Annotated in this window: 21 protein-coding genes, 1 tRNA gene and 1 CRISPR repeat array (1 of these 23 cut by a window edge); of the genes, 15 read left to right on the forward strand and 7 right to left on the reverse strand. The window is 40.7% G+C overall.

Annotation, left to right across the window (positions count from 1 at the left end):
* The first annotated feature begins 10 nt into the window (after nucleotides 1–10).
* The 6 genes from IPZ59_RS11280 to IPZ59_RS11305 all read left to right on the forward strand — a co-directional run bounded on the left by IPZ59_RS11280 (nucleotide 11) and on the right by IPZ59_RS11305 (nucleotide 4,611).
* Nucleotides 11–991, forward strand: a complete 981-nt coding sequence (locus IPZ59_RS11280; protein ID WP_236136151.1) for an alpha-E domain-containing protein — start codon at nucleotides 11–13, stop codon at nucleotides 989–991.
* Complete coding sequence (locus tag IPZ59_RS11285) at nucleotides 988–1,725, forward strand: peptidase (RefSeq protein ID WP_236136152.1); 738 nt, start codon at nucleotides 988–990, stop codon at nucleotides 1,723–1,725. Before IPZ59_RS11280 ends, IPZ59_RS11285 begins: the two co-directional genes overlap by 4 nt.
* Nucleotides 1,725–2,567, forward strand: coding sequence for a transglutaminase family protein (locus tag IPZ59_RS11290; RefSeq protein WP_236136153.1), 843 nt, complete (start codon nucleotides 1,725–1,727; stop codon nucleotides 2,565–2,567). Before IPZ59_RS11285 ends, IPZ59_RS11290 begins: the two co-directional genes overlap by 1 nt.
* A gap of 50 nt (nucleotides 2,568–2,617) precedes the next feature.
* On the forward strand, nucleotides 2,618–3,874 hold the full coding sequence (locus tag IPZ59_RS11295) for a metallophosphoesterase (protein WP_236136154.1): 1,257 nt from the start codon (nucleotides 2,618–2,620) through the stop codon (nucleotides 3,872–3,874).
* 1 nt (nucleotide 3,875) lies between these two features.
* Complete coding sequence (locus IPZ59_RS11300; protein ID WP_236136155.1) at nucleotides 3,876–4,292, forward strand: DUF4174 domain-containing protein; 417 nt, start codon at nucleotides 3,876–3,878, stop codon at nucleotides 4,290–4,292.
* Between the two features lie 70 nt (nucleotides 4,293–4,362).
* Nucleotides 4,363–4,611 carry a hypothetical protein gene (locus IPZ59_RS11305; protein ID WP_236136156.1) on the forward strand — a complete coding sequence of 83 codons (249 nt, stop codon included), beginning with the start codon at nucleotides 4,363–4,365 and terminating at the stop codon, nucleotides 4,609–4,611.
* Here the strand turns inward: IPZ59_RS11305 and IPZ59_RS11310 are convergent.
* On the reverse strand, nucleotides 4,574–4,999 hold the full coding sequence (locus IPZ59_RS11310; protein WP_236136157.1) for a CBS domain-containing protein: 426 nt from the start codon (nucleotides 4,997–4,999) through the stop codon (nucleotides 4,574–4,576). The two genes, IPZ59_RS11305 and IPZ59_RS11310, sit on opposite strands and share 38 nt — an antisense overlap.
* 178 nt (nucleotides 5,000–5,177) lie before the next feature.
* On the opposite strand from IPZ59_RS11310, the gene IPZ59_RS11315 reads away from it, so the two are divergent.
* The 3 genes from IPZ59_RS11315 to IPZ59_RS11325 all read left to right on the forward strand — a co-directional run bounded on the left by IPZ59_RS11315 (nucleotide 5,178) and on the right by IPZ59_RS11325 (nucleotide 7,724).
* On the forward strand, nucleotides 5,178–5,933 hold the full coding sequence (locus tag IPZ59_RS11315; protein ID WP_236136158.1) for an SDR family NAD(P)-dependent oxidoreductase: 756 nt from the start codon (nucleotides 5,178–5,180) through the stop codon (nucleotides 5,931–5,933).
* Between the two features lie 297 nt (nucleotides 5,934–6,230).
* On the forward strand, nucleotides 6,231–7,517 hold the full coding sequence (locus IPZ59_RS11320; RefSeq protein ID WP_236136159.1) for a hypothetical protein: 1,287 nt from the start codon (nucleotides 6,231–6,233) through the stop codon (nucleotides 7,515–7,517).
* Between the two features lie 39 nt (nucleotides 7,518–7,556).
* Entirely contained in the window at nucleotides 7,557–7,724 is a 168-nt protein-coding gene (locus IPZ59_RS11325; RefSeq protein WP_236136160.1) for a hypothetical protein, read from the forward strand.
* 183 nt (nucleotides 7,725–7,907) lie between these two features.
* On the opposite strand, the gene IPZ59_RS11330 is transcribed toward IPZ59_RS11325, so the two are convergent.
* Nucleotides 7,908–7,981 (reverse strand) — tRNA-Pro (locus IPZ59_RS11330).
* 222 nt (nucleotides 7,982–8,203) lie between these two features.
* Here IPZ59_RS11330 and IPZ59_RS11335 point away from each other — a divergent pair.
* The gene (locus IPZ59_RS11335; protein WP_236136161.1) at nucleotides 8,204–9,595 is read left to right on the forward strand and encodes an MATE family efflux transporter; all 1,392 of its coding nucleotides are present in this window, start codon (nucleotides 8,204–8,206) and stop codon (nucleotides 9,593–9,595) included.
* Between the two features lie 7 nt (nucleotides 9,596–9,602).
* Here IPZ59_RS11335 and IPZ59_RS11340 read toward each other — a convergent pair whose 3' ends face one another.
* From IPZ59_RS11340 to IPZ59_RS11350, 3 genes are all read right to left on the reverse strand, one after another.
* Nucleotides 9,603–10,304 carry a Crp/Fnr family transcriptional regulator gene (locus tag IPZ59_RS11340; RefSeq protein ID WP_236136162.1) on the reverse strand — a complete coding sequence of 234 codons (702 nt, stop codon included), beginning with the start codon at nucleotides 10,302–10,304 and terminating at the stop codon, nucleotides 9,603–9,605.
* Nucleotides 10,305–10,363: 59 nt separating this feature from the next.
* Nucleotides 10,364–13,600, reverse strand: coding sequence for a TonB-dependent receptor (locus IPZ59_RS11345; RefSeq protein ID WP_236136163.1), 3,237 nt, complete (start codon nucleotides 13,598–13,600; stop codon nucleotides 10,364–10,366).
* A 94-nt stretch (nucleotides 13,601–13,694) separates the two neighbouring features.
* Nucleotides 13,695–14,249: a gamma carbonic anhydrase family protein gene (locus tag IPZ59_RS11350; RefSeq protein WP_236136164.1), complete on the reverse strand. Its 555-nt coding sequence runs from the start codon at nucleotides 14,247–14,249 to the stop codon at nucleotides 13,695–13,697.
* Nucleotides 14,250–14,378: 129 nt separating this feature from the next.
* Here IPZ59_RS11350 and IPZ59_RS11355 point away from each other — a divergent pair, with 129 nt between their 5' ends.
* Together IPZ59_RS11355 and IPZ59_RS11360 are read left to right on the forward strand one after the other, a co-directional pair.
* Nucleotides 14,379–15,095, forward strand: coding sequence for a YceI family protein (locus IPZ59_RS11355; RefSeq protein WP_236136165.1), 717 nt, complete (start codon nucleotides 14,379–14,381; stop codon nucleotides 15,093–15,095).
* Nucleotides 15,096–15,168: 73 nt separating this feature from the next.
* On the forward strand, nucleotides 15,169–16,407 hold the full coding sequence (locus IPZ59_RS11360; protein WP_236136166.1) for an anthranilate synthase component I family protein: 1,239 nt from the start codon (nucleotides 15,169–15,171) through the stop codon (nucleotides 16,405–16,407).
* 370 nt (nucleotides 16,408–16,777) lie between these two features.
* Here IPZ59_RS11360 and IPZ59_RS11365 read toward each other — a convergent pair whose 3' ends face one another.
* Entirely contained in the window at nucleotides 16,778–17,014 is a 237-nt protein-coding gene (locus IPZ59_RS11365; RefSeq protein WP_262912209.1) for a GreA/GreB family elongation factor, read from the reverse strand.
* 92 nt (nucleotides 17,015–17,106) lie between these two features.
* Here IPZ59_RS11365 and IPZ59_RS11370 point away from each other — a divergent pair, with 92 nt between their 5' ends.
* Nucleotides 17,107–17,634 carry an REP-associated tyrosine transposase gene (locus IPZ59_RS11370; protein WP_236136168.1) on the forward strand — a complete coding sequence of 176 codons (528 nt, stop codon included), beginning with the start codon at nucleotides 17,107–17,109 and terminating at the stop codon, nucleotides 17,632–17,634.
* Between the two features lie 377 nt (nucleotides 17,635–18,011).
* Here IPZ59_RS11370 and IPZ59_RS11375 read toward each other — a convergent pair whose 3' ends face one another.
* The gene (locus IPZ59_RS11375) at nucleotides 18,012–18,404 is read right to left on the reverse strand and encodes a GreA/GreB family elongation factor (protein WP_236136169.1); all 393 of its coding nucleotides are present in this window, start codon (nucleotides 18,402–18,404) and stop codon (nucleotides 18,012–18,014) included.
* Nucleotides 18,405–18,763: 359 nt separating this feature from the next.
* Here IPZ59_RS11375 and dinB point away from each other — a divergent pair, with 359 nt between their 5' ends.
* Together dinB and IPZ59_RS11385 are read left to right on the forward strand one after the other, a co-directional pair.
* Nucleotides 18,764–19,858, forward strand: a complete 1,095-nt coding sequence (gene dinB / locus IPZ59_RS11380) for a DNA polymerase IV (protein WP_236136170.1) — start codon at nucleotides 18,764–18,766, stop codon at nucleotides 19,856–19,858.
* Between the two features lie 179 nt (nucleotides 19,859–20,037).
* The gene (locus IPZ59_RS11385) at nucleotides 20,038–23,271 is read left to right on the forward strand and encodes a S41 family peptidase (protein WP_394800708.1); all 3,234 of its coding nucleotides are present in this window, start codon (nucleotides 20,038–20,040) and stop codon (nucleotides 23,269–23,271) included.
* Between the two features lie 191 nt (nucleotides 23,272–23,462).
* Nucleotides 23,463–26,714: direct repeats of the CRISPR family, unit length 30 nt; unit sequence ATTTCAATTCCTGTATGGTGCGATTGAGAG (it continues 7,431 nt past the right edge of the window).

Below are 26,714 nucleotides of genomic sequence, written 5' to 3' on the forward strand. Positions count from 1 at the left end.
AATTTCAATCATGTTAAGTAGAGTAGGAAACTCCATTTATTGGCTAGGTAGATATCTGGAAAGAGCTGAAAACTATGCGCGGTTTTTGGATGTGAATTTTAATTTGATGTTGGACCTTCCTCAGGATCTAAAGGCACAATGGGAGCCCTTGGTTTATGCCACAGGTGATCATGAACTGTATTTGAAAAAATCCAATCAGTTTGATCGAAAGTCCGTCATATATTTCCTGACTTTTGATGAGGACAACCCGAATTCAATATTTTCATCCATCAGTTACGCTCGTGAAAATGCACGCGTAATTCGTGAAAATCTTACCAAAGAAACTTGGGAAAAGTTAAACGAGCTCTACCATTTCGTGAAAAAACGCGCTGAGAAAAAAGAGCTCGGAAAAGAAGATCCAAGAGTATTTTTTGAAAGTATCAAAAATCAAATTTTGTTGTTATACGGATTGGCAGACAGTACAGTAGCCCGAACAGAAGGCTGGCATTTCCGTCAATTGGGGATGTTTTTGGAACGTGCAGACAAAACAAGCCGAATGGTGGATGTGAAATACCACATGTTGCTCCCTTCTCCTAACTGGGTAGGAACGCCTCTGGATTTTCTTCACTGGACAGCGCTGCTAAAATCTGTCACAGCATTTAATACCTACCGAAGGCTCTATGGAAATATAGAACCCTCTGCTGTAGTGGAATTTTTGCTGCTCAATAAGTTTTTTCCAAGATCTGTTTTTTTCTGTATTAAAGAGGCTGAAAGGTGCTTGCACAATATTTCAGGAAATAAAGAAACAGGATTTAGAAATTCTGCAGAAAAATCTGTCGGTGAACTCCGTTCAAAATTAGAATTTACAGATGTAGAGGAGATCATCGAAGTAGGTTTACATGAATACATCGATCAACTTCAAATAAAAATAAATCAGATTTCTAATCGCATTAATGATAACTTCTTCCAAATAAAGGATAACTTTAGCATTCAAAATTCAGTACAAGAATGACCTTTTGCTTAGGAATCAAAACCAAATTTGGAATTATTGGGCTTTCAGATACCCGCATTACTTCAGGCACAGAAACGACTACATCCAAGAAGGTATTTACTGTCAACCGTGACAAACATTCCTTTTTCATCATGACATCGGGACTCCGCTCGGTGAGAGATAAGGCCATTACTTATTTTTCAGAAGTTATAGAAGAGCAAGACCAAGAATTCACCAAACTTTACAAAGCGGTAAATGAGTTTGGGAATCAGGTGAAGCGAGTAGCAAAGGAAGATCAAGCGTTTTTGGAAGCAGGAGGCTTATCCTTTAACTTGTTTTCCATTATCGGGGGGCAGTTGGAAGATGATAAAACACCGAAACTTTACTTATTATACCCGCAAGGTAATTGGATTGAAATCAGAAGAGGAACACCCTTTGTTTCCATTGGGAATACAGGTGCAGGAAACCCTGTCTTAAGACGCTCGCTGACATACGAAGATTCTTTGGAGTATGCTTTGAAATGTGCTTTTTTGGCTTTTGATGCCACCCGTATCTCAGCAAATGATGTCGATTTCCCAATCGATACGGTATACCTTGAAAATGATCAGTACCACATCGTTGAAAAGCGATTTGACAAAAAAGAACTGGAGCATATATCAGAATTTTGGAATGACCGCATCAAAGAAGGTATTCGGGCCTTACCGGCAGAAGTGTTGATGAAAATTTTTGAAAATCAAGAAAAAGCTGCAACCTGATGAAACTAAACATTCAGCATACGACCTCTTACACATACGATCAAGCCGTTCAGCTGAGTGTTCAAGTAATCAACCTCATCCCGCAATTTAGAAGTTACTATACGGTAGATCAACAACAAATCACGATCACGCCTCATCCAGTAGGATTGCATACCCGCTTGGATATTGAAAATAATTTGCATTATCAGGCTTGGTTTGAAGGGGCTACTAAACAATTCCATGTGGAGGTAGCCTACGAATTGACCCTGCAAGAAATCAATCCCTTTGGTTTTATTGTGAAGCCATCATTTGTGTTTACCAAAACAGGTATTTCCTATGAATCTAAGGACTTCCTTTTTTTAAACCACTATTTGGCGATTGATGCATTGCCTGCTGCGGTCAAAGATTTTTCCTTACGCATGCTTGGAGGCGCTGATAGTATCGTCACTTTTCTTGTCAACTTGGTTGAAAAATTACATGCTGATTGGAAGTACGAGGTAAGACAAGAAGAGGGAGTTTGGCCTGCGGAATTGACTTTCAGTAATAAGTTTGGTTCATGCAGAGACCTTGCTTGGATGCTCATACAAATGCTTCGCTCCCTAGGTTTCGCAGCCAGATTTATCAGCGGATATGCTTTCAATCCGGAATTGGAAGAAGGACATGAATTGCATGCATGGGCGGAGGTTTTTTTACCTGGAGCAGGTTGGATTGGATTAGATCCTAGTTTAGGGTTGTTGACTGATCATCATTACGTCCCACTTGCGTGCAGTGCAGATTTTGAACGTGCGGCACCATTAATTGGTACTTTTGGCGGAGTGGCTACCAGTAGCTTGGAAACTTTTGTTTCTATGACAACCAAATGAACATATTTTACTTTATAAATGTATAATAGGTTAGAACCAACTATTGATACATGAACACATTCGGGGCGGCTATCTTTCTTGCCGCAGTCTTTTTATTTGCAACCTTTCTTAATTGGTATGTTTTTCAGGCAATTAAGACCTTAAGTCTTTCTGTTGCAGAGGAAAAAAATCGAACCATCATCTCAATCGTTTATTGGATCATCTTTCAGGGGCTATCGGTGTGGTTGATTCTCACGTTTTTGAAAGTATTTCGCATGGGTGAAATTACGGCCGATATTCAGACGGTGATGAATATATTTCTCACCATTATGGTTACCCAGATGGTGTGTATTTTAGTGCTTTTTGGGGAGGATGTACTCAGAAATCTCCAAGCAGGATTTCAATATGTGTCGGGAGGATTTCAGGGAATCCCTTTTCCTTCACGCAATAAATGGGTTTCTCTAGTGGCTATTATGCTGGCTACGGTCCCTTTTTTTTCCTTTGTCTATGGGATCAAATATGGGAAGTTCAATTACCAGGTGAAAGAAGAAATTTTATATTTCGATGATTTACCAGCAGCCTTTGATGGTTTTCGGGTTGTTCAGATTTCTGATATTCATTCGGGAAGTTTCAAAGATGATCAGGGAATTCAAAAAGGTATTGAGTTGGTTAAACTGCAAAAGGCAGATCTATTTGTATTTACGGGTGATTTGGTCAATCATAAGGCTGATGAAATTGAACCTTTTATCCCCAATTTTGCTCAAATCAAAACCCCTTATGGACAGTTTTCGATCATAGGAAATCACGATTATGGAGATTATGTAAGTTGGGAAAATGCAGCTGCAAAAAAGCAAAATTTCGAGCGACTTCAAGCGAATCATGCTAAATTGGGTTGGAAGCTTCTCAATGATACACATGTCAAGATTGAAAAAGAGGGGCAGCATATTGTTTTAATGGGTGTAGAAAACTGGGGCCTGGGATTCAAAACACAAGGTGATTTAAATAAGGCTTTGGAAGGGGTGGAATCCGATGATTTTAAAATCCTCCTTTCCCATGATCCTTCCCATTGGGAGGCGGAGGTCAAAAACCATGTGATGCCCATTCACTTGACCCTATCAGGACATACGCATGGGATGCAATTTGGGATAGAAACACCCCTATTTCGATGGAGTCCGGTACAGTACCGATACCCGAATTGGGCAGGACTTTCGGAATCTAAAGGACGATATCTTTATGTCAACAGAGGTTTTGGCTTCCATGCATTTTCAGGACGAGTAGGGATTTGGCCTGAGATTACGGTAATCGAATTAAGAAGGAAAGGCGAATGATATGTCACTAATCGTTGTTGGAATAGTTTGGTGGATGTTTGGAATGGTACAATCACAAGATTCTGTCCTATTGAAGGATTTGCAGTGGAAGAATCGGGTGGTCTTATATTTTCCAGGAGAGGCGGCTACTTGGGAAGAACCATCAAACGCACAAATTTCTGCATTAAAGGAGCGAAAAGTTCTTTATTGGGTGTATGGGGATGTATCGATATCCAATGCTGGGAAATCCTTACATCCTAGTGAATGGGAACGAATGAAACGTGCATATGTACCAAAATCAAACAAAGATTTATGGCTGTTGATTGGCTTGGACGGAGGAGTAAAAGCCGTTGATCAGTCAAACTTAGACTGGTCTACTATTTTCAAGTTAATCGATGGGATGCCAATGAGAAGGTCAGAAATTCGAAATGGAAGCTAAAAAATACCCTGATCAGGGTATTTTTTAAAAGTTCGAAAGAGCGTAAATTTGTTAACTAAACATTTTTACTATGAAATTCTTTTACGTTTCTTCCATTCCAGATTTTAAAGGTCGTTTTTTGATTCACACAAAAGAGTGTCCTTATATTCCCAGTATGTTGGATCGAGATTACTTGGGCCCATTCAATACTGGCACTGAGGCGCAACGAAAGGCTGCCAAGATCCGAACATCTACCAGTTGCTGTTCCTGCTGTTCCAAAGACCGATTGATGGTTTTTTCAGCTATTCGCAGTGACAGTTTTGTAGAAAGTAGAGAATAATATCCGTAGTCGATACGATACCTACCAAATTTCCATCTTCCACCACTGGAAGAATATGAAATTTTTCCGTGGTAAAGATTTGTCCAACCTCCTGAATGCTTTGTTCTGCATGGGCTACCTTGAGCTTTGAAGTCATCACTTCAGGTATGGATAACATTTCTAGCACCGTCTCATCTGCATTGCTTTGGTTTTCGAATAAGGCACCAAAGCTTAAGCGATTGATATCAGTACGGCTGATCATTCCAACCAGTTGCATTCCTCTCAGTACAGGGACATGCCTAACTTTGTGTTTTTTAAACATGTTGATGACCTCATTCAAATCTCCATTTTCTTGGATTGAAAAAACATGGGTAGTCATGATGTTTTTTATAGGGACTTGGGTTTTCATGATTTCTTAAAGGTTGATTTCTTGAATACGAATTTACCTTCTTTATTCTTTGAAAAAGCTGATATTAATCATGTCGGGGTTTGATATATACTCTTTGAAAAAATCGTGTATTTCCAGAAATTAGGGTGCTTTTAATAAATTGACTACCTTAAGAATAAACTAAACCCGAACAAACCATATGAAAAATTTAGAAAATAAAGTAGCAATCATCACCGGAGCGAGTTCTGGCATTGGAGCAGCAATTGCCAAACTATTTGCAAAAGAAGGTGCCCAAGTGGTGGTCAGTGATATAGTGGAGGATAAAGGGAATGTAGTAGTGGAGGCTATTCGCGAGGCAGGAGGACAAGCGATTTTTGTCTATGCTGACACCTCCAAACCGGAAGATAATGAAGCCTTGGTAAAGGCTGCTGTTCAGGAATTTGGCGCCTTGCATATCGCGGTAAACAACGCAGGTATTGGAGGTGCTGCTGCCATGACAGGAGAATATCCACTAGAGTCTTGGCGGCAAGTGATTGATATCAATCTTTCCGGAGTATTCTATGGTATGCATTTTCAGATTCCTGAAATGCTGAAAACAGGAGGCGGCAGTATCATCAATATGGCTTCCATCTTAGGTCAGGTTGGATTTGCCACCGCTCCGGCCTATGTAGCCTCCAAGCATGGAGTAGTGGGCTTGACCAAGGCAGCAGCAGTGGAGTATGGTCCTCAAAACCTTCGGATCAATTCCATCGGACCTGCATTTATCTATACAGGCCTAGTCAATGAAGAAACGATGGGGAAAGAAACCATTGATTTTCTAGCTTCCAAGCATGCATTGGGCCGGTTAGGAGAAGCAGAAGAAGTTGCAGAGCTGGCTTTATTCCTTGCATCTGATAAATCATCCTTTATGACAGGCGGCTACTACCCGGTAGATGGGGGGTATTTGGCGGTGTAAATGCTGTTTTTCACCTGATGTAGCCCATAAATTCTTTTTTCATAGCAGAAAAGTTTTTATGGGCTAATTTATTGATAATCAATTTTTTAACAATCTAAAATAAATATGTATCAGATATGAAACACCTGTTGTTTCACGATAAACACGATTCTTTTACTTAGTTGAGGGTGGAAAAATTATGTTTGTATAACATTTTTTTTAAAAGATTAATTTTTTCTATTTTTCGGGTGACAAGGGGAGAGAAAGTCAGGGATTCTCTCCACCTTTCTTCCTGAACACACCCTTCATCAGCCCGTTATGCTAAGATTTCTAGGAGTAATCCTACTAGTGCTTTTGACTGGCATAGCTAGTATTGCTATGCCTTATGCAAGTTTGAGGACCGCCACCAACGATTGGAAAAAATCAAATAAGTCATCCTTTTTAGATGGTAGGGTTACGGCAAGTATGCTAGATTCTTTGGATGCTATTTATGCTCAAAAACCAAGTGGGTATAATTTTTTTCTGAGTGGAAATGACTTGCAGGTTTTTGTAGGCTGTGCTTTTGATTTGTATAAAGTAACCGAACAGGGTTTAGACTCTAAATACAAGCTCTATAATAGGGGGTATACTTGCGGAAGTTATCCTTTTCAACGGGATTCGATAACGTATCTTATTGGAGGTAATGGATTTTGGTCCGCACACATGGACTTGTTGTGGTTTGATGAGTTTCATGGGTCTTGGGAGTTTATCAAAACCAAGAATCAACCTTTGAATTATTTCACAAACGGTATTTTTACAAATTCTCAAGGTATTTACACGCTATTTGGATCCTATTTCAATCCAAGAAGGGAGTTATCTGAACCAGAATATCAAGGGTACTTTTTGGATTGGGAAAGTAAGGAGTGGAAACGGGTTTTGATAGCAATAGATGGATTTGATAATTTTGCTTTAAAGAATAGTAGCAATATTCGCTATTTAGAAACACAAGATTATCTCTATTTTGTACTTACCAATCAAGATGAACCAAATTTGGGTTGGAATATCATAGAGAAAGAAACTGGCAAAGTTTATTTCTATGAAGCGCTAAAGAATGAAGATGTGTTTCTTTCTCCTTTCAATGAAATCATTGGTAACCAAATTTTTTACCAATCCCCAAACGGGAGAGCAGTGATGTTGGATTTGGATAGGTTAAAATCACAGTCCAAAGAAGTGGGGAAATTAACGATCACCGATATTCAGGAAAGCAGAAGCTTTTTAACCAAAGATTTGGCTTATAGTTTAGTGATTGTTTCATTAGTGCTATTTATTGGCTTTAGGCAATGGAAACGCTCGGAACAAGAATCCATCATCATTTCCAAAGAAGATGACATGGAAGTCTTGATTCAAAAAATCTTGAAATATGCCGGTGAAGTGCTTGATACGGATACTTTGGACCAACTTTTGGGAGTGGATGCCGTTGAGAATATTGATTCTAAACGTCTCAAGCGTTCCCGTATGGTCAATCGGGTCAATGATTTTTATATGGGGGATAAGGGCAAAGAACTGATTGTTCGTGTAAAAAATCCCACCGATAAACGTTACGTTTCTTACAAGATTGATGCATAAGTCTGAAAGCAAGTGGTTTTTTGTCTGAAAACCAATTGTATGTATGCTTTGAGAGATGAGACCGATCTGGACTGGAGTTATGAGATTTTCATGGACGAAGACGAGCAGGAACTTCGAGTCAACTACTCTTTTGGAATGAGTACCTCTTATCAAACTCAGTATTATAAGCGCTCTACGATAAAGTATGGGGATTTTTGTGGGGGGTAAGATGTTTTAAAGTTAAAGGAAATGAATGCTAAGATAGACTTTTCTTTTTGGCGAGGTTTACATGATTGATAGTTCTTAACACTAGAGATAAACTCAACCATAAAATCCGAACCTTCAAAAGAATAATTGGGTGTCCAAAACAAAAAAAGAGTCACGATCTCTCGCAACTCCCTGATAATCAAGTCGGGGTGACAGGATTTGAACCTGCGACCACACGCCCCCCAGACGTGTACGCTACCGGACTGCGCCACACCCCGATGGAAGCGATTTTTTTCTCTTCACTGCGAAATTATCACCTGTCCAATAATTATCAAAACTTCTTCCCGAAAATTACCAATCCCAATTTCAAATCCACTGAAAAACAATTTTTTATACCCAGCTTTTGGATGAATCGGTATTTTTTTTTCACCTTTGCACCATGAAGTCATAACGCAATCTCCGGTTTTTTTATTGATTCACTCTATCCATTCGTTAAGCGTATGACGATCCGTAAATTCCTACATCATTTCAAATTAGCCGTACAAGGCAAAGAAGAAGATTATACCAGCATCAGCATCAAAAAATCCATCTTCTATCTATCCATCCCCATGATTTTAGAGATGGTGATGGAATCACTATTTGCTGTAGTAGACATCTTTTTTGTTGGCAAACTCGGAGTCAATGCCGTGGCTACCGTGGGATTGACCGAATCGGTGTTGACAATCATTTACTCTATAGCCATAGGCTTGAGTATGGCGGCTACCGCTATTGTGGCAAGAAGAATAGGGGAGAAAAACCAACAAGCAGCTTCTATAGCAGCCTTTCAGGCCATAATGGTCTGTTCCATTTTTGCGATTGCCATGGCTGTGGTAGGGGTTTGGCAGGCCCAAACGATGTTGCGCTTGATGGGCGGATCGGAGGAATTGATCGCTGATGGCTATCGTTACACGCAGGTTGTGTTTGGTGGCAATGTCGCGATTATGCTGCTCTTTTTGATCAATGGTATTTTCAGAGGTGCTGGTAATGCGGCCTTGGCCATGCGCGCCTTATGGATTGCCAATGGTTTTAATATTGTCTTGGATCCCTTGCTGATATTTGGATGGGGACCTATTCCTGCCTTGGGCTTGGAAGGAGCTGCTTGGGCAACCACTATTGGAAGGAGTTTGGGGGTGGTCTTTCAATTGGTAGTCCTGTTTAAAGGCATGTCTATCATCCGCTTTTATTGGGAGAGTTTGCAGATGAATTGGAAGACCATTTGGACAATCTTAAAAGTGGCATCGGGTGGTATGGGGCAGTTCTTGATTGAATCGGCTTCCTGGATTTTCCTGATGCGTATCATTTCTGAATCGGGTTCAGTGGCTTTGGCAGGTTACACCATTGCCGTACGGCTAATCATCTTTGTCTTGCTTCCTGCTTTTGGTTTTTCTAATGCAGCCGCTACGTTGGTTGGGCAAAATCTAGGAGCCTTGCAACCGGGAAGGGCAGAGCGCTCAGCTTGGCTATCGGCACATATTACTGCCCTGTTTCTGGGGGTTTGTTCCGTGATATTTATCATTGGTGCCGGTTATTTTATTGCCATTTTCAATCAAGAAGCAGGCGTAATTGAGGTAGGAAGATTAGGTTTGACGATCATTTGCCTGGGGTATGTCTTTTTTGCTTATGGTATGGTCATGACCCAATCCCTCAATGGGGCAGGGGATACGCGCACTCCAACCATCATCAACTTAGCAGTATTGTGGGTTTTCCAACTTCCCTTGGCTTATGTTTTGGCGAATACGTTTAACATGGGAGCCGTCGGGGTGTTTTGGGCAATCACGATCGCACACTCCGTACATGCGATGGTCAGTATGTGGGTATTTAAGAAGGGGAAATGGAAACTGGTCAACGTTTGATAGACCATCAGGATACAGCTTTGTAATATTTTCTCATCGCTTGTTCGTGATGATCTTTAGAAATGGTGATTTCTTTTCTGGTATAGCTGATAATACCTTTTTTCTTCAGGTCATTCAAACAGGCAGTGATGTTTTGACGGCAGTTTTTAAGGATACTGGCTAAATCATCATGGGTGAAGAAATTTGGAATGCTTACATGGGAATAGGATTCTTTTCCATAGAGTAAACTAAAATCAAACAATAAGAAAAACACCCGCTCTTGGAGTTCCAAATCAAAATTTTTCACCTTTTGCTGATGGATTCTCCGAAGTCGATCCTGATAGAATTCAAGCATTAATGAAGGAATTGCCTCCCTCTCAGAGGTATCAAGTTTGTTGATGGGTAGGAACCGAAGTTTGGAATTTTTCATGCATTCCAAAAAGAAAAGATCATTCGATTGGTAATTTTCAGCAGTTAGCCAAACGAACTCCTGTTCAAAAATCAAGTCTGTATTTACTTTCAGGCCTTTTTCATTGGTACCATAGATTTTTGCCAAGCCAGACTCTACCCAAGCAAGCCCTTCACAAGTAAGGGGATTGAGAGGAAGTACTTGTACACATTCCCCTTCCTTTTGTAAAATACTGCTAAAATATGTTCGAAGCTTTATCTTGTCCATCGCTATCAAAGCTCCGAAAAAAGTATCATCCGAATGTGATCGAAATGTAAACAAAAAGTTAAAAAAAAGACCTGCCACTGGCAGGTCTCTTTTGAATTGGTAAGATTGTAAGATTAGAAGTTGTAACGTACACCTAACTGCACTTGGAAAGGAGGGTTAGCTTTGACAGTCTCTCCAAATGTTGGATTGACTCTGTAGGCATATTGTGGACGGCCTGCTGCAGTTGCAATAGGATCTAAACCCAGTGTCTGTAATAACACTTGGTTTCCACCTGGTACGGTTCGTGCGCCACCCCACTCAGAGTTCAGTAAGTTAGTGAAGTTGAAAATCTCTCCGATAAACTCCATGTAGCTTTTACCCAATCCTTTGATAACTGTGTTATCAAGTTTGTAGGTTAATCTCACATCTACATTATGCCAGAATGGGTTATAAATTTCATTTCTTGGAGCTATTTCTCCCAAGTTATCGATTAATAGTCCACGTGCGATGTTATCAGGATTGCTCAAGACGACATCCATACCATCTGCGATGATGTTTTCAAAGGGGGTTCGATCGGGATTCCCTCGGATGGTTTCAGGATTGAAGATGAATGCTCTTTTGTTGGCATTGATCAACAAACCAGCACCATCACCTACAATGTCTCCAAAAACCAATGGGGACCAAGGTGTACCTGACTGACCTACATAGCGAGTTGAGATAGAGATGTTTTTGAAGGTTGGAGTAGTACCGAATAAGATAATTTTATGTCTGAAATCAGTATTAGCGCCACCTCTATTGGCAATTAAGTCTCTTGGGTCATCCACAATTGCAGTCAACACAGAGGTACGGGCAATACAGCAGTTGTAGGAATTGTTATCCTCTGTTCGGTTCAAAGTAAAGGTACCGGTGATGGTTCCGCCTTTAGGGAAGATATAACCGGACTCAAAAATGATTCCTCGTTGCCAGATATCAGAGTCTCCATTGAGTTCAAGTACTCTTCCCAAGTTAGGGTTAGCATTGGTTACTGCTGGATTGATTGGGTACACGACTACACCTGGGCTGTTGACGTTCACTGGAGTGATTTGATCAGGTCTAGCAAAAACCCCTCTGCCGTTTTCATTAGCTAAGCGGAAAGCGAAATCCTGTCTTAAGTTAAGATCCTGGTATCGGTAATTGTTGAGTGTGCGTGCAAAATAGGCATTGGCACCCACGTAAAACTCATTGGTCAAAAACTTTCGATAAGCTAAGTTACCTTTCCAAGTATAAGGCGCTTGAAAGTTATCACCGATCAAGTTGATGTAAGGAGACCTTCCTTGTCCACCTGCGGGTACTCCGGGTACGGTGCTTGGATCAGTAATGTACGATGGGAAATCAGGAGTAGGTACATCTGCGCCTCTCAATAATAAATCTGTTAAAATAGTCCCTGATTGCAAGATGTTGCTCAATTGTGCCCAGTGGACGATGTTGGCTGAATAGCCCCCGATTCCAAATTTCAAGACATTGCGCTGATCTTCATTGAAATCATAGATGAATTGTAGACGAGGCTGGAAATTATTTAAATCAGAAGCCACTACATCTGTTCTTCTGCCCAATTCGCGTTCTACCAAAGGATTGAATTCGGGAGTGGTCATAAAGATCGTAGCATCCCAGCGCAAGCCAAAGGAGGCACTTAATTTGGAGCTGAAGTTTACATCAGCTTGGGTGAAAGCAGATAAGTCTAATGCAGTTTGTTTCAATTTCGGTGCATAACGTCCATCAGGATTGTTTGGTACCAATCTAGAATACTGGAAAGGAGTCTGAGCTTCCAAGGCATCTAAGTTGGCGAATTGAAATAATCCTCCTTGCTCATTTGTATTGAGCGTATTGGTGAAGGTTACAATGTTATCTGTCCCAAAAGTCCAGAAAATTTTACCTGTTTGAAGATAGGTAGTATTGATCAATTGCAATTGTTTTTCACCTTGCTCCTCAGGAGCAATTCTATTACCCCCAAACTGAAACTGTCTAAACAACCTTGTACCGTCCTCTTGGAAGGATTCAATCCCTACAAAGCCTCTGGGTGCAAAGGAGCGGGCTACAAAGTCACGTTGTGCCCGTAGGTACTGAACTTTTAGCTCATTGGTTAATTTTGGTGAAAAGGTGGATCGAAGCGCTAATTGGGAGTTAAGACCAAATATTTCAATATCACCTCTAGAGTCTGCAAGGGCTGTCTGATCACCTCCAATTACAAATTCATTAGCGCCCCAAAACATGTTGTTTCGGAAAGTCAATTTATGGATATCATTGATTTGCCAATCCAAACGGGCAAAAATGGTTCTGTTGGTAGGCTTTCGGGTAAAGAGTCCTGTTTGCTGTCTAGAAGGATCGAGTCCATATTGGTTTTGCAAAATCCCCAAAAAACGATCGAGGTTTTGTTGCGTAATCTGCTCCAATCGTTCGGTCGTAGCATCTCTGACGTCAATAATGGCAAAAGGCTCACTCCTGTCTTCAAAGTCCAAGGCAGTAAAGAAGTGGAGTTTATCTTTAATGATAGGACCACCAAGGGAGAATCCGTATTGATTGATATTGAAATCATTGATCGGTCTACCGATGTAGTCTTCATCTGCGGTGAGGCGCTGATTTCTGTTAAACAAAAATGCAGAACCTGTAAATTCATTGGTTCCTGATTTTGTCACCACGTTTATGGCTCCTCCGCCTTGTCTGCCTTCCCGTACATTGTATTCGTTGGTTGTGACTTCAAATTCACGAATAGCTTCCATGGAAACCGTGTATTGAGAGATCAAGCCCCCATTCATCATGAATCGTTGATTGCCTCCATCCAAGGTGATAGAAGTAGAGCTTTCTCTGGTACCGCCGATCGCAAGAGATCCACCGGGAGCAGTGGTAGGGGCGAGGTTGGCCAAGTCTTGGAAACTTCTGCCGTTGGTAGGCATGTTTTTCATCTCTGCAATGCCCAAGCGGGTCGCTCCACCAATTGGGGAAACTCTGTTGGGAGCATAATCTGAAGCAGTAACAGTGATCATTTCCAGTTGTCCTTCCCCATCCCGTAACTCAAAGTCCACACGTACTTGGTCACCTAGATTTAAGAAATATCCTGATTTACTTACTTGGCCTTCTCCTACAAAGGAAGCAGTTAGGATGTACGGTCCACCCAAGGGAAGCTGACTGAGTTGGAATCTTCCTTCCAAGTTGGTTACTGTTCCGGTAACGAAGCCTGTGGATTCATTTTTGATCTGTAGGTTCGCACCTGGCAGGGTTTCTCCTGCGGCATTTCTCACACTTCCAAAGAAAGAAGCGGAGGCGTTTTGTGCAAAGGCTTCCAAGCCGTAGATGCTTAGAAAGCCAATCAATGTGAGTAGTACTAGTTTTTTCATAGAAGGTGTGAATTAGATTCACGAAACTAGTACGCGAGTAGAAGCCGTATTTGTCGGTATACGACATTATCTCCAACTTAATGAATTCTTAATTTTAAGGTAAAATTGAGTCTGATGCCTCCTGCGATGAGTCAGAAGCATTTTTGAACCATTCAGCATACTTGGGATAATTTCCAGCAGTGCGCTCAATGACAGCAAGCATTTCAGGTCCTGTGGCTTTTACTTTCTTTGCTGGTGTACCGGCATAGATGCTGTTGGATTCAACCACTGTGCCAGCCAATACAACTGCTCCTGCTGCAATGACCGCTCCGGAGTGAATGACTGCTTTATCCATCACAATAGCCCCCATACCTATCAAAACATTGTCATGAATTGTGCATCCATGTACCACGGCATTGTGGGCAATCGATACTTTATTGCCGATAATCGTACCAGACTGCTGATATGTGCCATGAATGACCACTCCATCCTGTATATTGGTATCGTCACCGATGCGGATTTCATGCACATCCCCTCTGATGACAGCATTGAACCAAACAGTACAATTTTTGCCCATGATGACATCTCCTACAATGGTAGCGTTCGGGGCAAACCAACAATTTTCTGCCCACATGGGGTGTTTTCCTCTTACTTCCAGGATATGTGCCATAGTTTTTAGCTTTAGGTGCTTGAATATTTGGAATCAAAAATAATTTTTTTCGTCTGAAATGAACTTTTTTGCTTCAATTTAGTTTTCATGTCTATACATTAATTAAGAAACCAACTTATCTCAATAATTATGAAATTTATTCAAAGAACAGGTTTATTTGCAGCCGCAGCTTTATTGGCTTTTGCTTGTGGAAAGCCAGGTGACACTGTTGAAACTTCAGATGCTCAGGATGTAGCTGCTGGTTCAGGTCTTACCTTAGCTATCAGCCCAGAGACCTCATCTGTTAACTGGACTGGTTACAAGCCTACCGGTAAGCATTACGGAATCATCCCAGTAACAGCTGGAGAGGTAATGGTAGAAGGCACTAACCTAACTGGTGCTCGTTTTGCATTTGATATCACAGGTTTGAGAATCGATGATATCCCTGCTGACAACGAGAATTATGGTAAATTATGGGGTCATCTTCAGTCCGCTGATTTCTTCGATGCTGCTAACTTCCCAGAAGCTGTATTTGAAATGACAGGTGTAGAGCCTTTTTCTGCTGGTTCTATCGAAGACAAAGAGGAATTTGCAACTGATAACACGCCTGCATCAGATTCAGAATTGGCTGGTAACCCAACTCACTGGATTTCTGGTAACCTAACTATGAGAGGTACTACTAAAAACATTAAATTCCCAGCAACTGTATCCATCGTAGATGGTGCTGTAACTGCAAAAGCAGGATTCAATATTGACAGAACTGCTTGGGGATTGGCTTATGGTGACGAGAGCACTGCTGTAGATAAAGCAAAAGATCAATTTATCTATAACACAGTCAGTGTTGGATTCGAAATCAAGGCAAACTAAGATAATTTCATAGATTGTTTGTTTGGTAAAAAGGAAGCCTTAGGGTTTCCTTTTTTTGTATCCTTATATTTGCATGATGTTTCAAATAGAATTACCTGAATCTGAATTACAAGAATTTTTTTTCCAAGCTATTGCTTGGTGTACAGAAAACTACCCATACGTTGCTGGTTTTGATGGAAATTCTGTTAATTATCCTCAAGGCACATTTCCCAAAGCAATCTATGCAGGATCTAATGTTTCATCTCTAGAGGAACTATCAGATGATTATAAAAAGAAGGTTGGTATAATTTCCTATGACCTCAAAAATCAATTAGAAAAACTTTCAAGCTCAAGAACTCCTTTGGTAGAAGTTCCTGATACCCTTTTTTTTGAAGTAAGTTTTTCGCTGATTTTTAATGAAACCGCCATTTCTATGGATGTTCTCCATGCAAATGAAGTGTATGAAAAAATCAGGCAATCTGTACTCCTGACTAAACCTAATCCTAAGGTAAGTATTCAACCCTTGACTTCCAGAGAAAAATATATTGAAAATGTCCATGCAATTAGACAGCATATTGAAGAGGGCGATATGTATGAGTTGAATTACTGTCTTGCTTATACATTTGTGGAGAATACATGGAATCCTATTTTAGCATTCAAAGAATTAATGCATGTTTCACCTATGCCTTTCTCTGTTTTTTTCAAAGCAAAGCATCAGTATTTACTTGGAGCATCTCCTGAGCGATTTTTAAAGAAAGAAGGGGATGCATTGATCGCCCAACCCATTAAAGGAACCATTAGAAGGGGAAAAACATGGGAAGAAGACAGTAATTTGGCATCTTTATTACTTAATTCAGAAAAAGAGCGTGCCGAAAACTTGATGATTGTGGATCTGATGCGTAATGATCTGTCTAAAATCTCTAAAGTCGGTTCAGTAAAAGTAGAGGAGCTTTTTGGTGTTTATCCTTTTCCAAGAGTTCATCAAATGATTTCGACGGTTACCTCAACAATTAAGGATAATGTTAGTATTGCCGATATTTTTCAAGCAACATTCCCTATGGGAAGTATGACTGGTGCACCAAAAATAAAATGCATGGAGTTAATCGATCGCTATGAGGATTTCCGAAGAGGATGGTTTTCAGGATCTGTAGGGATTTTTCAACCAAACGGTGACTTTGATTTGAATGTAATCATTCGTAGCATCATCTATGACCAAGCCACGGGCAAAGGTTACTTCGCCGTGGGTTCCGCCATTACCTATGACGCCGATCCGGCGTATGAATATGAAGAGTGTCAGTTGAAGGCCTCGGCTATTCGGCAGATATTGGAGTGAGCAGTGTACAGTGAGCAATTGGCAGTGAACAGTGAGATAAATTAAGAATGAGGAATGATCTAAGAATCAAGAATCAAGAAAAGCTCGCAGAATACACGGAAAACGCAGCAAAATTAGCCTTGAAAAATTTGTACCTAAAGAGAGAAATTAATAATCAACCAAATAACTCCATCAATTGCCCCTGGTGTTAACCCACTCATTAATTGTTATTGCGTGAAAATCAGATGCTTTTCAAGGGAGTTCACCTATCAGTTGCCGTGGATTTTAATCCTCGGTATTGGAGTCTATTTCACGAAGGGGATTGCAAATCCCCCTTGATCTACTGGCCGAGAGAGTACATCTAGCATATCATCGTTCTTGGCACTACATATTATGAACTAATAACATGAGCTGCTTGCGTGACTTTTTCTATTTTGAATTTACGTACGCCTGCTGGTAAAGGCCACTCGATTTCCTGACCTTCCTGAAAACCAATTAAGGCGACACCTAAAGGTGATAAGATAGAAAGCTTGTTTTCAGCCAAATTGGCGTTTTTTGGAAAAGTAAGCATGAATTGCAATCTTTTTCCACTCTCAGCTGCGACGGGCGAGCTTCTCGAAATTTGCAATTTCGGGAAACAGATAGTGTGGGATTTGCAATCCCACTAAGTGATTTGTATTTTAACTCAATTTTAAAAGTGTGATTTATTAATTGAAGTTTATGGCATCACCATTCACGGTTAAGGATCAAAATGCCTTACATTTTGTAACATTTACAGTTCATCAATGGGCTGATGTTTTTACGAGGGAATTGTATGTTGATTTGTTGATAGATAGCATAAATTACTGTCAACGAAATAAAGGATTAAAAGTATATGCATGGGTGATCATGTCAAATCATTGCCATTTCATACTAAGTTCTGATAAAACTCCCTTGAGTGATATAATTAGAGATTTTAAGAAATTTTCAGCAAAAGCTATTTATAAAGCGATTCAAGAAAACCTGCAAGAGAGTAGAAAAAGTTGGCTTCTTTGGTTGCTAAGGAAAGATGAAAAAATCTGGTTTTGGGAGGCAGGCTACCATGGTGAAGAAATTTATACTGAAGATTTTTTGAAGACTAAAATTAAGTACATTCATCACAATCCAGTTCGAGCGAAGATAGTTGAAAGCGAAGAGGAGTATTTGAACAGCAGCTGTGGAGAGTTTTATGGTTTAAGAAAAAGTAAAATCAGATTAGAGCCGATTTGATGTTAGGATATTATGAAATTTTAGGGGATTGCAAATCCCCCTTTATCTCCCGACCGAGATTGCAAATCTCGGTCAGCATCGACAGCCGTGCTCCGTGCTTCTCGAAATTTGCAATTTCGGGAAACAGATAGTGTGGGATTTGCAATCCCACTAGGTGAATTGTATTAAAAAAACTTTTTCGATGGTTTTTACTCATTCCCACACGGCTTCATCATTCATCTTTAAGGATCAAGTAATTGAAGAGAATTTTATTGTAAAAGTAAGTGTGGCACCAATTTGAGGCATTGGAGTCTATTTCACGAAGGGGATTGCAAATCCCCCTTGATCTACTGGCCGAGAGAGTACATCTAGCATATCATCGTGCTTGGCACTACATATTATGAACTAATAACATGAGCTGCTTGCGTGACTTTTTCTATTTTGAATTTACGTACGCCTGCTGGTAAAGGCCACTCGATTTCCTGACCTTCCTGAAAACCAATTAAGGCGACACCTAAAGGTGATAAGATGGAAAGCTTGTTTTCAGCCAAATTGGCGTTTTTTGGAAAAGTAAGCATGAATTGCAATCTTTTTCCACTCGCGATGTCGATAATTTCAAAACTGGAATCAAGTTGTATGACTTTGTCAGAGATTTTCTTATCGGTCAAAATTTTAGCTCTTCGTAACTCGGATTGCAGTATGCCCAGTTCTTTGGTTCGTTGACTGGATGGAATATTTTCCATCAATGTCAAAAGGGCTTTTTCGTCTGATTTTTTAATGATAGGTACCATGATTGATTGCGTATGATTTTTGTGAAATATAGATGCCCGAGCAAATACAGCAGACCTAATTGGTGCGTGGCTATTTCAGTCGGAAATTGATAGAATTTACCTTACAAGTGAAAGGTAAGGGGTTCCCCTGCTAAAGCACTGTTTTAAAGAGATAGCAGGGGCTTAGTTACAAAGGCCTTGCTATGGGACGATTTGAAAAAATGCATAGTATTCCCGCTAAAAGTTGGTTTGTAATTTTTCGATATTTTTACCTGCGAAAACATTTAATGCAAGTTACGCTTTATTTATTCAATCACAGATATATCACAGAAGATTTGTTTAGCTTGAACATCTAAAATCTACAATAGCCAAAAGGCCCAATGATTGAAGAAACGACCATACGGAAAATTATTCATGTGGACATGGATGCTTTTTATGCATCGGTAGAGCAGATGGATAATCCTGATCTAAGAGGTAAGCCGGTGGCCGTTGGAGGAAATCGAGAACGGGGGGTAGTGGCGGCTGCTTCCTATGAAGCCAGAAAGTATGGCGTAAGGTCTGCTATGTCAGGCAAAATGGCCGCCTTGAAATGTCCCCACCTGATATTCGTGCCACCAAGATTTGAGCGATATAAAGAGCTTTCCTATCACATCCGAGAAATCTTTTATGCCTATACCGATTTGGTAGAACCTTTATCTCTTGATGAGGCCTTTTTGGATGTTACCACAAATAAGGTCAATAACCCTTCTGCTACATTATTGGCCCAGGAAATTAGGAAAAGGATTAAAGATGAGGTTGGCCTACATGCCTCTGCTGGAATTTCTTACAATAAATTCTTGGCCAAAACAGCCTCTGATATCAACAAACCCAATGGACAGGCAGTCATCTTACCCAAGGATGCGGAAGTTTTTTTGGAAAAATTACCCATCGAACGGTTTTATGGCGTAGGGAAAGTAACCGCTGAGAAAATGAATAAGCTTGGTATTTACAATGGCTACGACCTCAAGCAGTATTCCCTGCAGTTTTTAACCAAAAAATTTGGGAAGTCAGGCCTGCATTACTTCAATATCGTCAGAGGTAACCATCAGAGTGAAGTACAGCCAAACCGCCTTCGAAAATCGCTTTCGGCTGAAAATACCTTCGAGCAGGACTTACCGACCGTTGCTGATTGTTTGGGGGCCTTGGAGGAGGTATTGGTGGAGGTCCAAAAGCGCATGGAACGAACTGGCATCAAAGGACGTACTGTCACGCTGAAAATCAAGTATTCGGATTTCACCATTCAGACCCGTAGTAAAACCTTTGAGCAATACCCTGAAACAGATAAAATTTGGGAAACGGTGCAGGCTTTATTGGAACAAGAGGTCCTAAAAATGCCTGTTCGCTTATTGGGTATTGGGCTATCAAACCTGAATATTGAAGAAGAAAAAATACTTTTCGGAAAGCAGCTGCATTTTGATTTTGAAGGCTTTGAATAAGGGCTAGGAAAAACAGGAATTCTAGTGAAAATCTTGGCAGGTTTTTGAAACCTGCCAAGATTAGCCCTGAGGATTAGATTCACTTTTCTACCACCATTTTTATCCCGAATCCACCACTCAGCAAAATTGATGCTGCAGCCCGTGATTTTTTTCTAATTTCGCATAGATAAATCTGTCTTATGAAAAAGAAATCTATGTTTTTCATGCTCCTTTGTTGTCTTATGGCAGCAGGAAGCATACGTGCACAAGAGGCACCGCAATGGCTGCGTTACCCTTCCATATCACCTGATGGTGGGTTGATCGCATTTACTTACAAAGGTGATATCTACACGATTTCTTCCCAAGGAGGAAAAGCCAATCAGTTGACATTTCACGAGGCGCATGATTTCATGCCTGTATGGAGTAAGGATGGTCAAAGCATTGCTTTCGCATCCGATCGCTATGGAAATTTCGACGTGTACATCATGCCTGCTCAAGGAGGAAATGCCACCCGATTGACCTACCATTCCAATGATGAGATGCCCTATAGTTTTTCTTCCGATGGTAAGCATGTCATTTTTGGAGGGGTGCGTCAGGATTTGGCCGAACACAGACAATACCCGACGGGTTCACAGCCGGAATTATATCAAGTACCCATCAAAGGGGGTAGAGTGGATCAAGTATGGACGATTCCATCCGAATCCCTGAGTGTATCGAAAGATGGTAGCAAAATGCTTTACCAGGATAAAAAGGGGGGAGAGAATGAATGGAGAAAAAAACATCAATCCGGTATAGCTCGTGATATTTGGGTGTATGACCGCGCTAGCAATTCCCATCAAATGTTGACCTCTTTTTATGGAGAGGACAGGAATCCAGTATTTGCTCCGAATGGAGAAGATTTCTACTATTTATCTGAGGAACAAGGGAGTTTTAACGTTTGGAAGGCTTCAATCTCCAATCCTGCGAACAAGCAAGCCTTGACATCTTTGAAGGATTTTCCAGTACGTTTTTTGAGTATTTCGGATGATGGCTTGATGAGCTTTTCGTACGATGGACAGTTGTATACACTTCGTGAAGGTGGACAGCCACAATTGGTGGACGTTTCCTTGACCACTCAGTCCATCAGCAATTCCGATAGTTTCATTACCATCAATGGAGAAGTGAGAGAAATGTCCTTGTCTGCTGACGGCAAAGAAATTGCATTTATTTCCAGGGGTGAGGTATTCGTGACTTCCGTAGATGGATCGTTGACCAAAAGAATTACAACAACTCCGGAACAAGAGCGTTTTGTTCAGTTTGCTCCAGATGGCAAATCCATCATCTATGCAGCGGAGCGTGGCGGTAAGTGGCAGATTTTGCAAACTAAGCGTGTACGGGAAAAAGAAGAGCCGTTCTTCTTTGCCAGTACCTTGCTTCAAGAAGAAGTTTTGGTATCGAAGGATGTAGATGTATATCAGCCTAAACTCTCACCTGATGGGAAAAAGTTAGCTTACATCGAAAATCGCAAGAATTTAATCGTAATGGATTTGGCTACAAAGGCCAGTGTTACGCTGATGGACGATACACAATTGTATCATATGCAGGACGGAGATCAGTTTTTTTCGTGGAGTCCGGATAGTAAATGGTTGTTGGCGGAATTTAATCCGACTATGGCTAATGGAGAGGTGGTTTTATTGGATGTCACAGGGAAGAAACCCATGGAGAATATTTCTCAAAATGGTTTCCGAGATTACAGACCAAAGTGGGTCAATGGTGGGAAACAGATTTTGTGGTTTTCCAATCGGGATGGGTTGAAAAGTTTGGCCACCAGTGGAGGCTCTCAAGGGGATGTTTACACACTCTTCCTGACCAAAGAAGGATTCGATAAATTCAACATGAGTAAGGAAGATTTCGATTTGATGAAGGAAGTCGAAAAAGCCAACAAAAAAGGGGATGATAAAAAAGCCGAGGATAAGAAAGAAGATTCCAAAAAAGTAGAAGAAGTTAAAATCGATTGGGATGATTTGATTTATCGCAAAGCAAAGTTGACCATACATTCGTCCTCACTAGGAGATGCCGTTTTGGATAAGGAGGGAGAGAAACTGTATTACTTGGCGCGCTTTGAAAAAGGAATGAATTTATGGAGCACAGATTTGCGTACCAAAGAAACCAAGATGGAACTGAAACTCGACACGGGTTTTGGTTCTTTGGAATGGGATTCGGAGATGAAAAATCTGTTTTTATTGGCCAATGGTTCTATTTCTAAGATTACGAGTAACGGGACCAAGCGGGAGCAGATTAAAATTGCAGGGGAGATGACCTTGGATACGGACTTGGAAAGAAAGGCGATGTTTGATCACATTCGTATCCGAACCAAAGGGGCATTTTACACCCCAGATATGCATGGAGTGGATTGGGATGCGTTGGCAGATGCCCACGAAAAATACCTACCACATATCGGCAATGGCTATGAGTTTGCAGAGATGATCTCCGAATTGATTGGGGAGCTGAATGTGTCTCATGCCGGTGCACGCTACTCCAGAAGAGTCGCTCAATCGGATGCTACGGCGAGTTTGGGAATATTTATGGATTATGCTTACGAGGGTGACGGCATCAAGATTGCAGAGATTTTGAAGGATGGGCCTTTGGATAAGGCTGGTTTGGATATTAGTCCGGGCATGATCATCGAAAAAATTGATGGGCAGCTGATTTCTAAGGATCAGGATGTAGCCATGTATCTGAATCGTAAGGCGGATAAATTCACCTTGTTGGAATTGATCCAACCTCAGGGCAATGTACGCAAGCAAGTGACTGTCAAACCAATAAGCTTGGGTGCAGAAAACCAATTGCTATACAAGCGTTGGGTAAGAAAAAATCAAGAAGAGGTAGATAAGTTGTCCGGAGGTAAGTTGGGCTATGTTCATATCCCAGGCATGTCAGATGGGCCTTTCCGTACGACTTATGAGGAAATGATGGGTAAATATCATGACCGAGCAGGTGTGATTGTGGATACCCGTTTCAATGGAGGAGGAGACTTGGTAGCAGATTTGGCCATGTTCTTCACGGGAGAAAAGTTCATCACCTATGCAGTGGAAGGCAGAGATGTAGGCTATGAACCAACCTTCCGATGGACCAAGCCAACGTTAGCGATGTTTAACGAAGCGAATTATTCGGATGGGCATTGCTTTGCTTGTGGGTATTCGGATTTGCAAATCGGCAAAACAGTAGGGATGCCAACACCAGGAACCTGTTCCTTTGCAGGCTGGGAGTCATTGCCCAACGGAGGTCGCTGGGGTATCGTGCCCATATCGGCTAAGGACAAGCAAGGCAACTGGATGGAAAACAACGAAACCAAGCCACAGTTTGAAGTGAAAAATATGCCTGGAAAGATTGATCAAGGGATCGATCAGCAGTTGGAAAAAGCTGTGGAGGAGTTGATGAAGGATGTAAAGTAATAAATTCCTAAAGAGGAGTAAAACACCTCAATTTAGACCTCAAATTCAGACCCGGCAGGTTTTTGAAACCTGCTGGGTTTTTTTGCACTTATGAGATTAAGATATGAGGTTAAGTTGTCGATTATGCATATTCATGCTCAACATTTTGGCTTCTCACAAAAAACCTTCGAAGAAGCTTTTCACCACGTTCGGTATTATTTCCTGTATGGTGCGATTGAGAGCTTTCCACTCCTTGAAATTCTTCCAATATCCATGCAATTTCAATTCCTGTATGGTGCGATTGAGAGAGTGCAAAATACTTTTCAACTACGTAATTTAAAACTATTTCAATTCCTGTATGGTGCGATTGAGAGGAAACTACAAAGCTATGAATCCGACACAAAAGGTTAATTTCAATTCCTGTATGGTGCGATTGAGAGTGCGGTTTTGGATGGAAGTACTCAATAGAAACGCAAATTTCAATTCCTGTATGGTGCGATTGAGAGACTCCACCTGCTCTTTTTGCCATGAGCTCTTTACCAATTTCAATTCCTGTATGGTGCGATTGAGAGTATGCTCAAACTCTACCTAGATACAGGAGATTATTATTTCAATTCCTGTATGGTGCGATTGAGAGAGGAGAGATCAACCGTGTACAGCCAAAAGACTTTGATTTCAATTCCTGTATGGTGCGATTGAGAGCGGGCAGCCCACTCTAAACAGGCAGCGCTCCTCGATATTTCAATTCCTGTATGGTGCGATTGAGAGCTTTTTGGATCCAGCAGGAACTTTGATAGGTATTTCATTTCAATTCCTGTATGGTGCGATTGAGAGACTTCCCTACTGGAATACTCCTGTAGCTGGTCTAGAATTTCAATTCCTGTATGGTGCGATTGAGAGTCCGAGGTGTTTAATCTGGTAGGTGATCATATTTACCATTTCAATTCCTGTATGGTGCGATTGAGAGTCCATTCTTTTGTTGAGATCATGTTTACAATTTCCGATTTCAATTCCTGTATGGTGCGATTGAGAGAATCATTGAATTCGTAAAAATGCACGCCGTAAAAATATTTCAATTCCTGTATGGTGCGATTGAGAGGCTGAATTCTTCCGATACCTAATCTAAGGTAATTCCATTTCAATTCCTGTATGGTGCGATTGAGAGCATGCTTTCCCCTGGAACAAAGCGCCGTGAAACAGAATTTCAATTCCTGTATGGTGCGATTGAGAGAGTAGAAAAAACTTCTATCAATTGCCTTATTATTATATTTCAATTCCTGTATGGTGCGATTGAGAGTATTTGATTGTCAAGGACTTTGATAGCTTTTATCATATTTCAATTCCTGTATGGTGCGATTGAGAGATGTTAATTTCTCCAAATTGGTTAATTTCAAATAAATTTCAATTCCTGTATGGTGCGATTGAGAGTGTAGAAATAATCAATATTGAATGCTACATAATTGCATTTCAATTCCTGTATGGTGCGATTGAGAGAATTGTTTTGTTTCAAAAAATCCAATTGCGTACTTTATTTCAATTCCTGTATGGTGCGATTGAGAGATTTATTCATATACATAATAGCTGCAAACGAAACTAATTTCAATTCCTGTATGGTGCGATTGAGAGTTGAATGCAATCTATTCTATTGATACGTACTTTCCATTTCAATTCCTGTATGGTGCGATTGAGAGTGCGGTCGAAAAAATTGCTTTTTGTGTGGCTGATCAATTTCAATTCCTGTATGGTGCGATTGAGAGAAAGTTAGTTTCTATTTCATCCGCTATTTCTTTTACATTTCAATTCCTGTATGGTGCGATTGAGAGCGTTGAATGAAATCCTTAAGCAGATCAGAACTTCCAATTTCAATTCCTGTATGGTGCGATTGAGAGTTAAGCTGAGTGTCATATCAGGGATTGTTTCACTATTTCAATTCCTGTATGGTGCGATTGAGAGTGAAGGTAATAAACAATATGCCTACAAAGATCAAGCATTTCAATTCCTGTATGGTGCGATTGAGAGTGAACTAAGATGATAAAGGAACTAGTTGCAAAGATATTTCAATTCCTGTATGGTGCGATTGAGAGAAATCATTTTCGGGTAGTTGATCATTTTCGTTTGTATTTCAATTCCTGTATGGTGCGATTGAGAGTGAAGATTTTGCTACAATTCAAGATTCTAGTTTTTAATTTCAATTCCTGTATGGAGCGATTGAGAGGTTAATCGGTGCTTCAGCAGCCGATATTACAGACAGATTTCAATTCCTGTATGGTGCGATTGAGAGTAAGTTCAAGTATTACACTGAGAAACTTAGAAAGATATTTCAATTCCTGTATGGTGCGATTGAGAGGTTGACCATTGCTCGTTTGATGGAGAATCTACCCTATTTCAATTCCTGTATGGTGCGATTGAGAGTGTCATTGTAGATGTTTCAAATCCCCCAACTGTTAGATTTCAATTCCTGTATGGTGCGATTGAGAGCTTGCAGGAGGCAGGACTTAACCCGAATCTCATCTAATTTCAATTCCTGTATGGTGCGATTGAGAGCCGAATCAAATTGCCTACTAATCTACCGCCTTCCTTATTTCAATTCCTGTATGGTGCGATTGAGAGGACCTGAAAACGTGACTTTTGATCCCTCTCAGGTTGATTTCAATTCCTGTATGGTGCGATTGAGAGTTGCGAGGATTCACGCAATAGAAACGAATCAAGACAATTTCAATTCCTGTATGGTGCGATTGAGAGTATGCTCAAACTCTACCTAGATACAGGAGATTATTATTTCAATTCCTGTATGGTGCGATTGAGAGAGGAGAGATCAACCGTGTACAGCCAAAAGACTTTGATTTCAATTCCTGTATGGTGCGATTGAGAGCGGGCAGCCCACTCTAAACAGGCAGCGCTCCTCGATATTTCAATTCCTGTATGGTGCGATTGAGAGCTTTTTGGATCCAGCAGGAACTTTGATAGGTATTTCATTTCAATTCCTGTATGGTGCGATTGAGAGACTTCCCTACTGGAATACTCCTGTAGCTGGTCTAGAATTTCAATTCCTGTATGGTGCGATTGAGAGGAAGAGATATGGATTAACCCTGCAAACAATGATGTTATTTCAATTCCTGTATGGTGCGATTGAGAGATCATTGCCATTATCGGTAAAGTACTTGGGTTTTCTATTTCAATTCCTGTATGGTGCGATTGAGAGTGTATCTGCATTATTATACCAAGCTAGCGGAGATTTATTTCAATTCCTGTATGGTGCGATTGAGAGTACCAATTTATTGAGCAAAGAGTATAATAATATTTTATTTCAATTCCTGTATGGTGCGATTGAGAGTAGCCTCTAATTTTCGAACACTCGCCGCCAATCCTTTATTTCAATTCCTGTATGGTGCGATTGAGAGAACCGCATAAATGAACTGATTTTCCGTCCCTTGAGGATTTCAATTCCTGTATGGTGCGATTGA

Source organism: Mongoliitalea daihaiensis, from assembly GCF_021596945.1.
In the GTDB taxonomy this organism is placed as follows: Bacteria; Bacteroidota; Bacteroidia; order Cytophagales; family Cyclobacteriaceae; genus Mongoliitalea; species Mongoliitalea daihaiensis.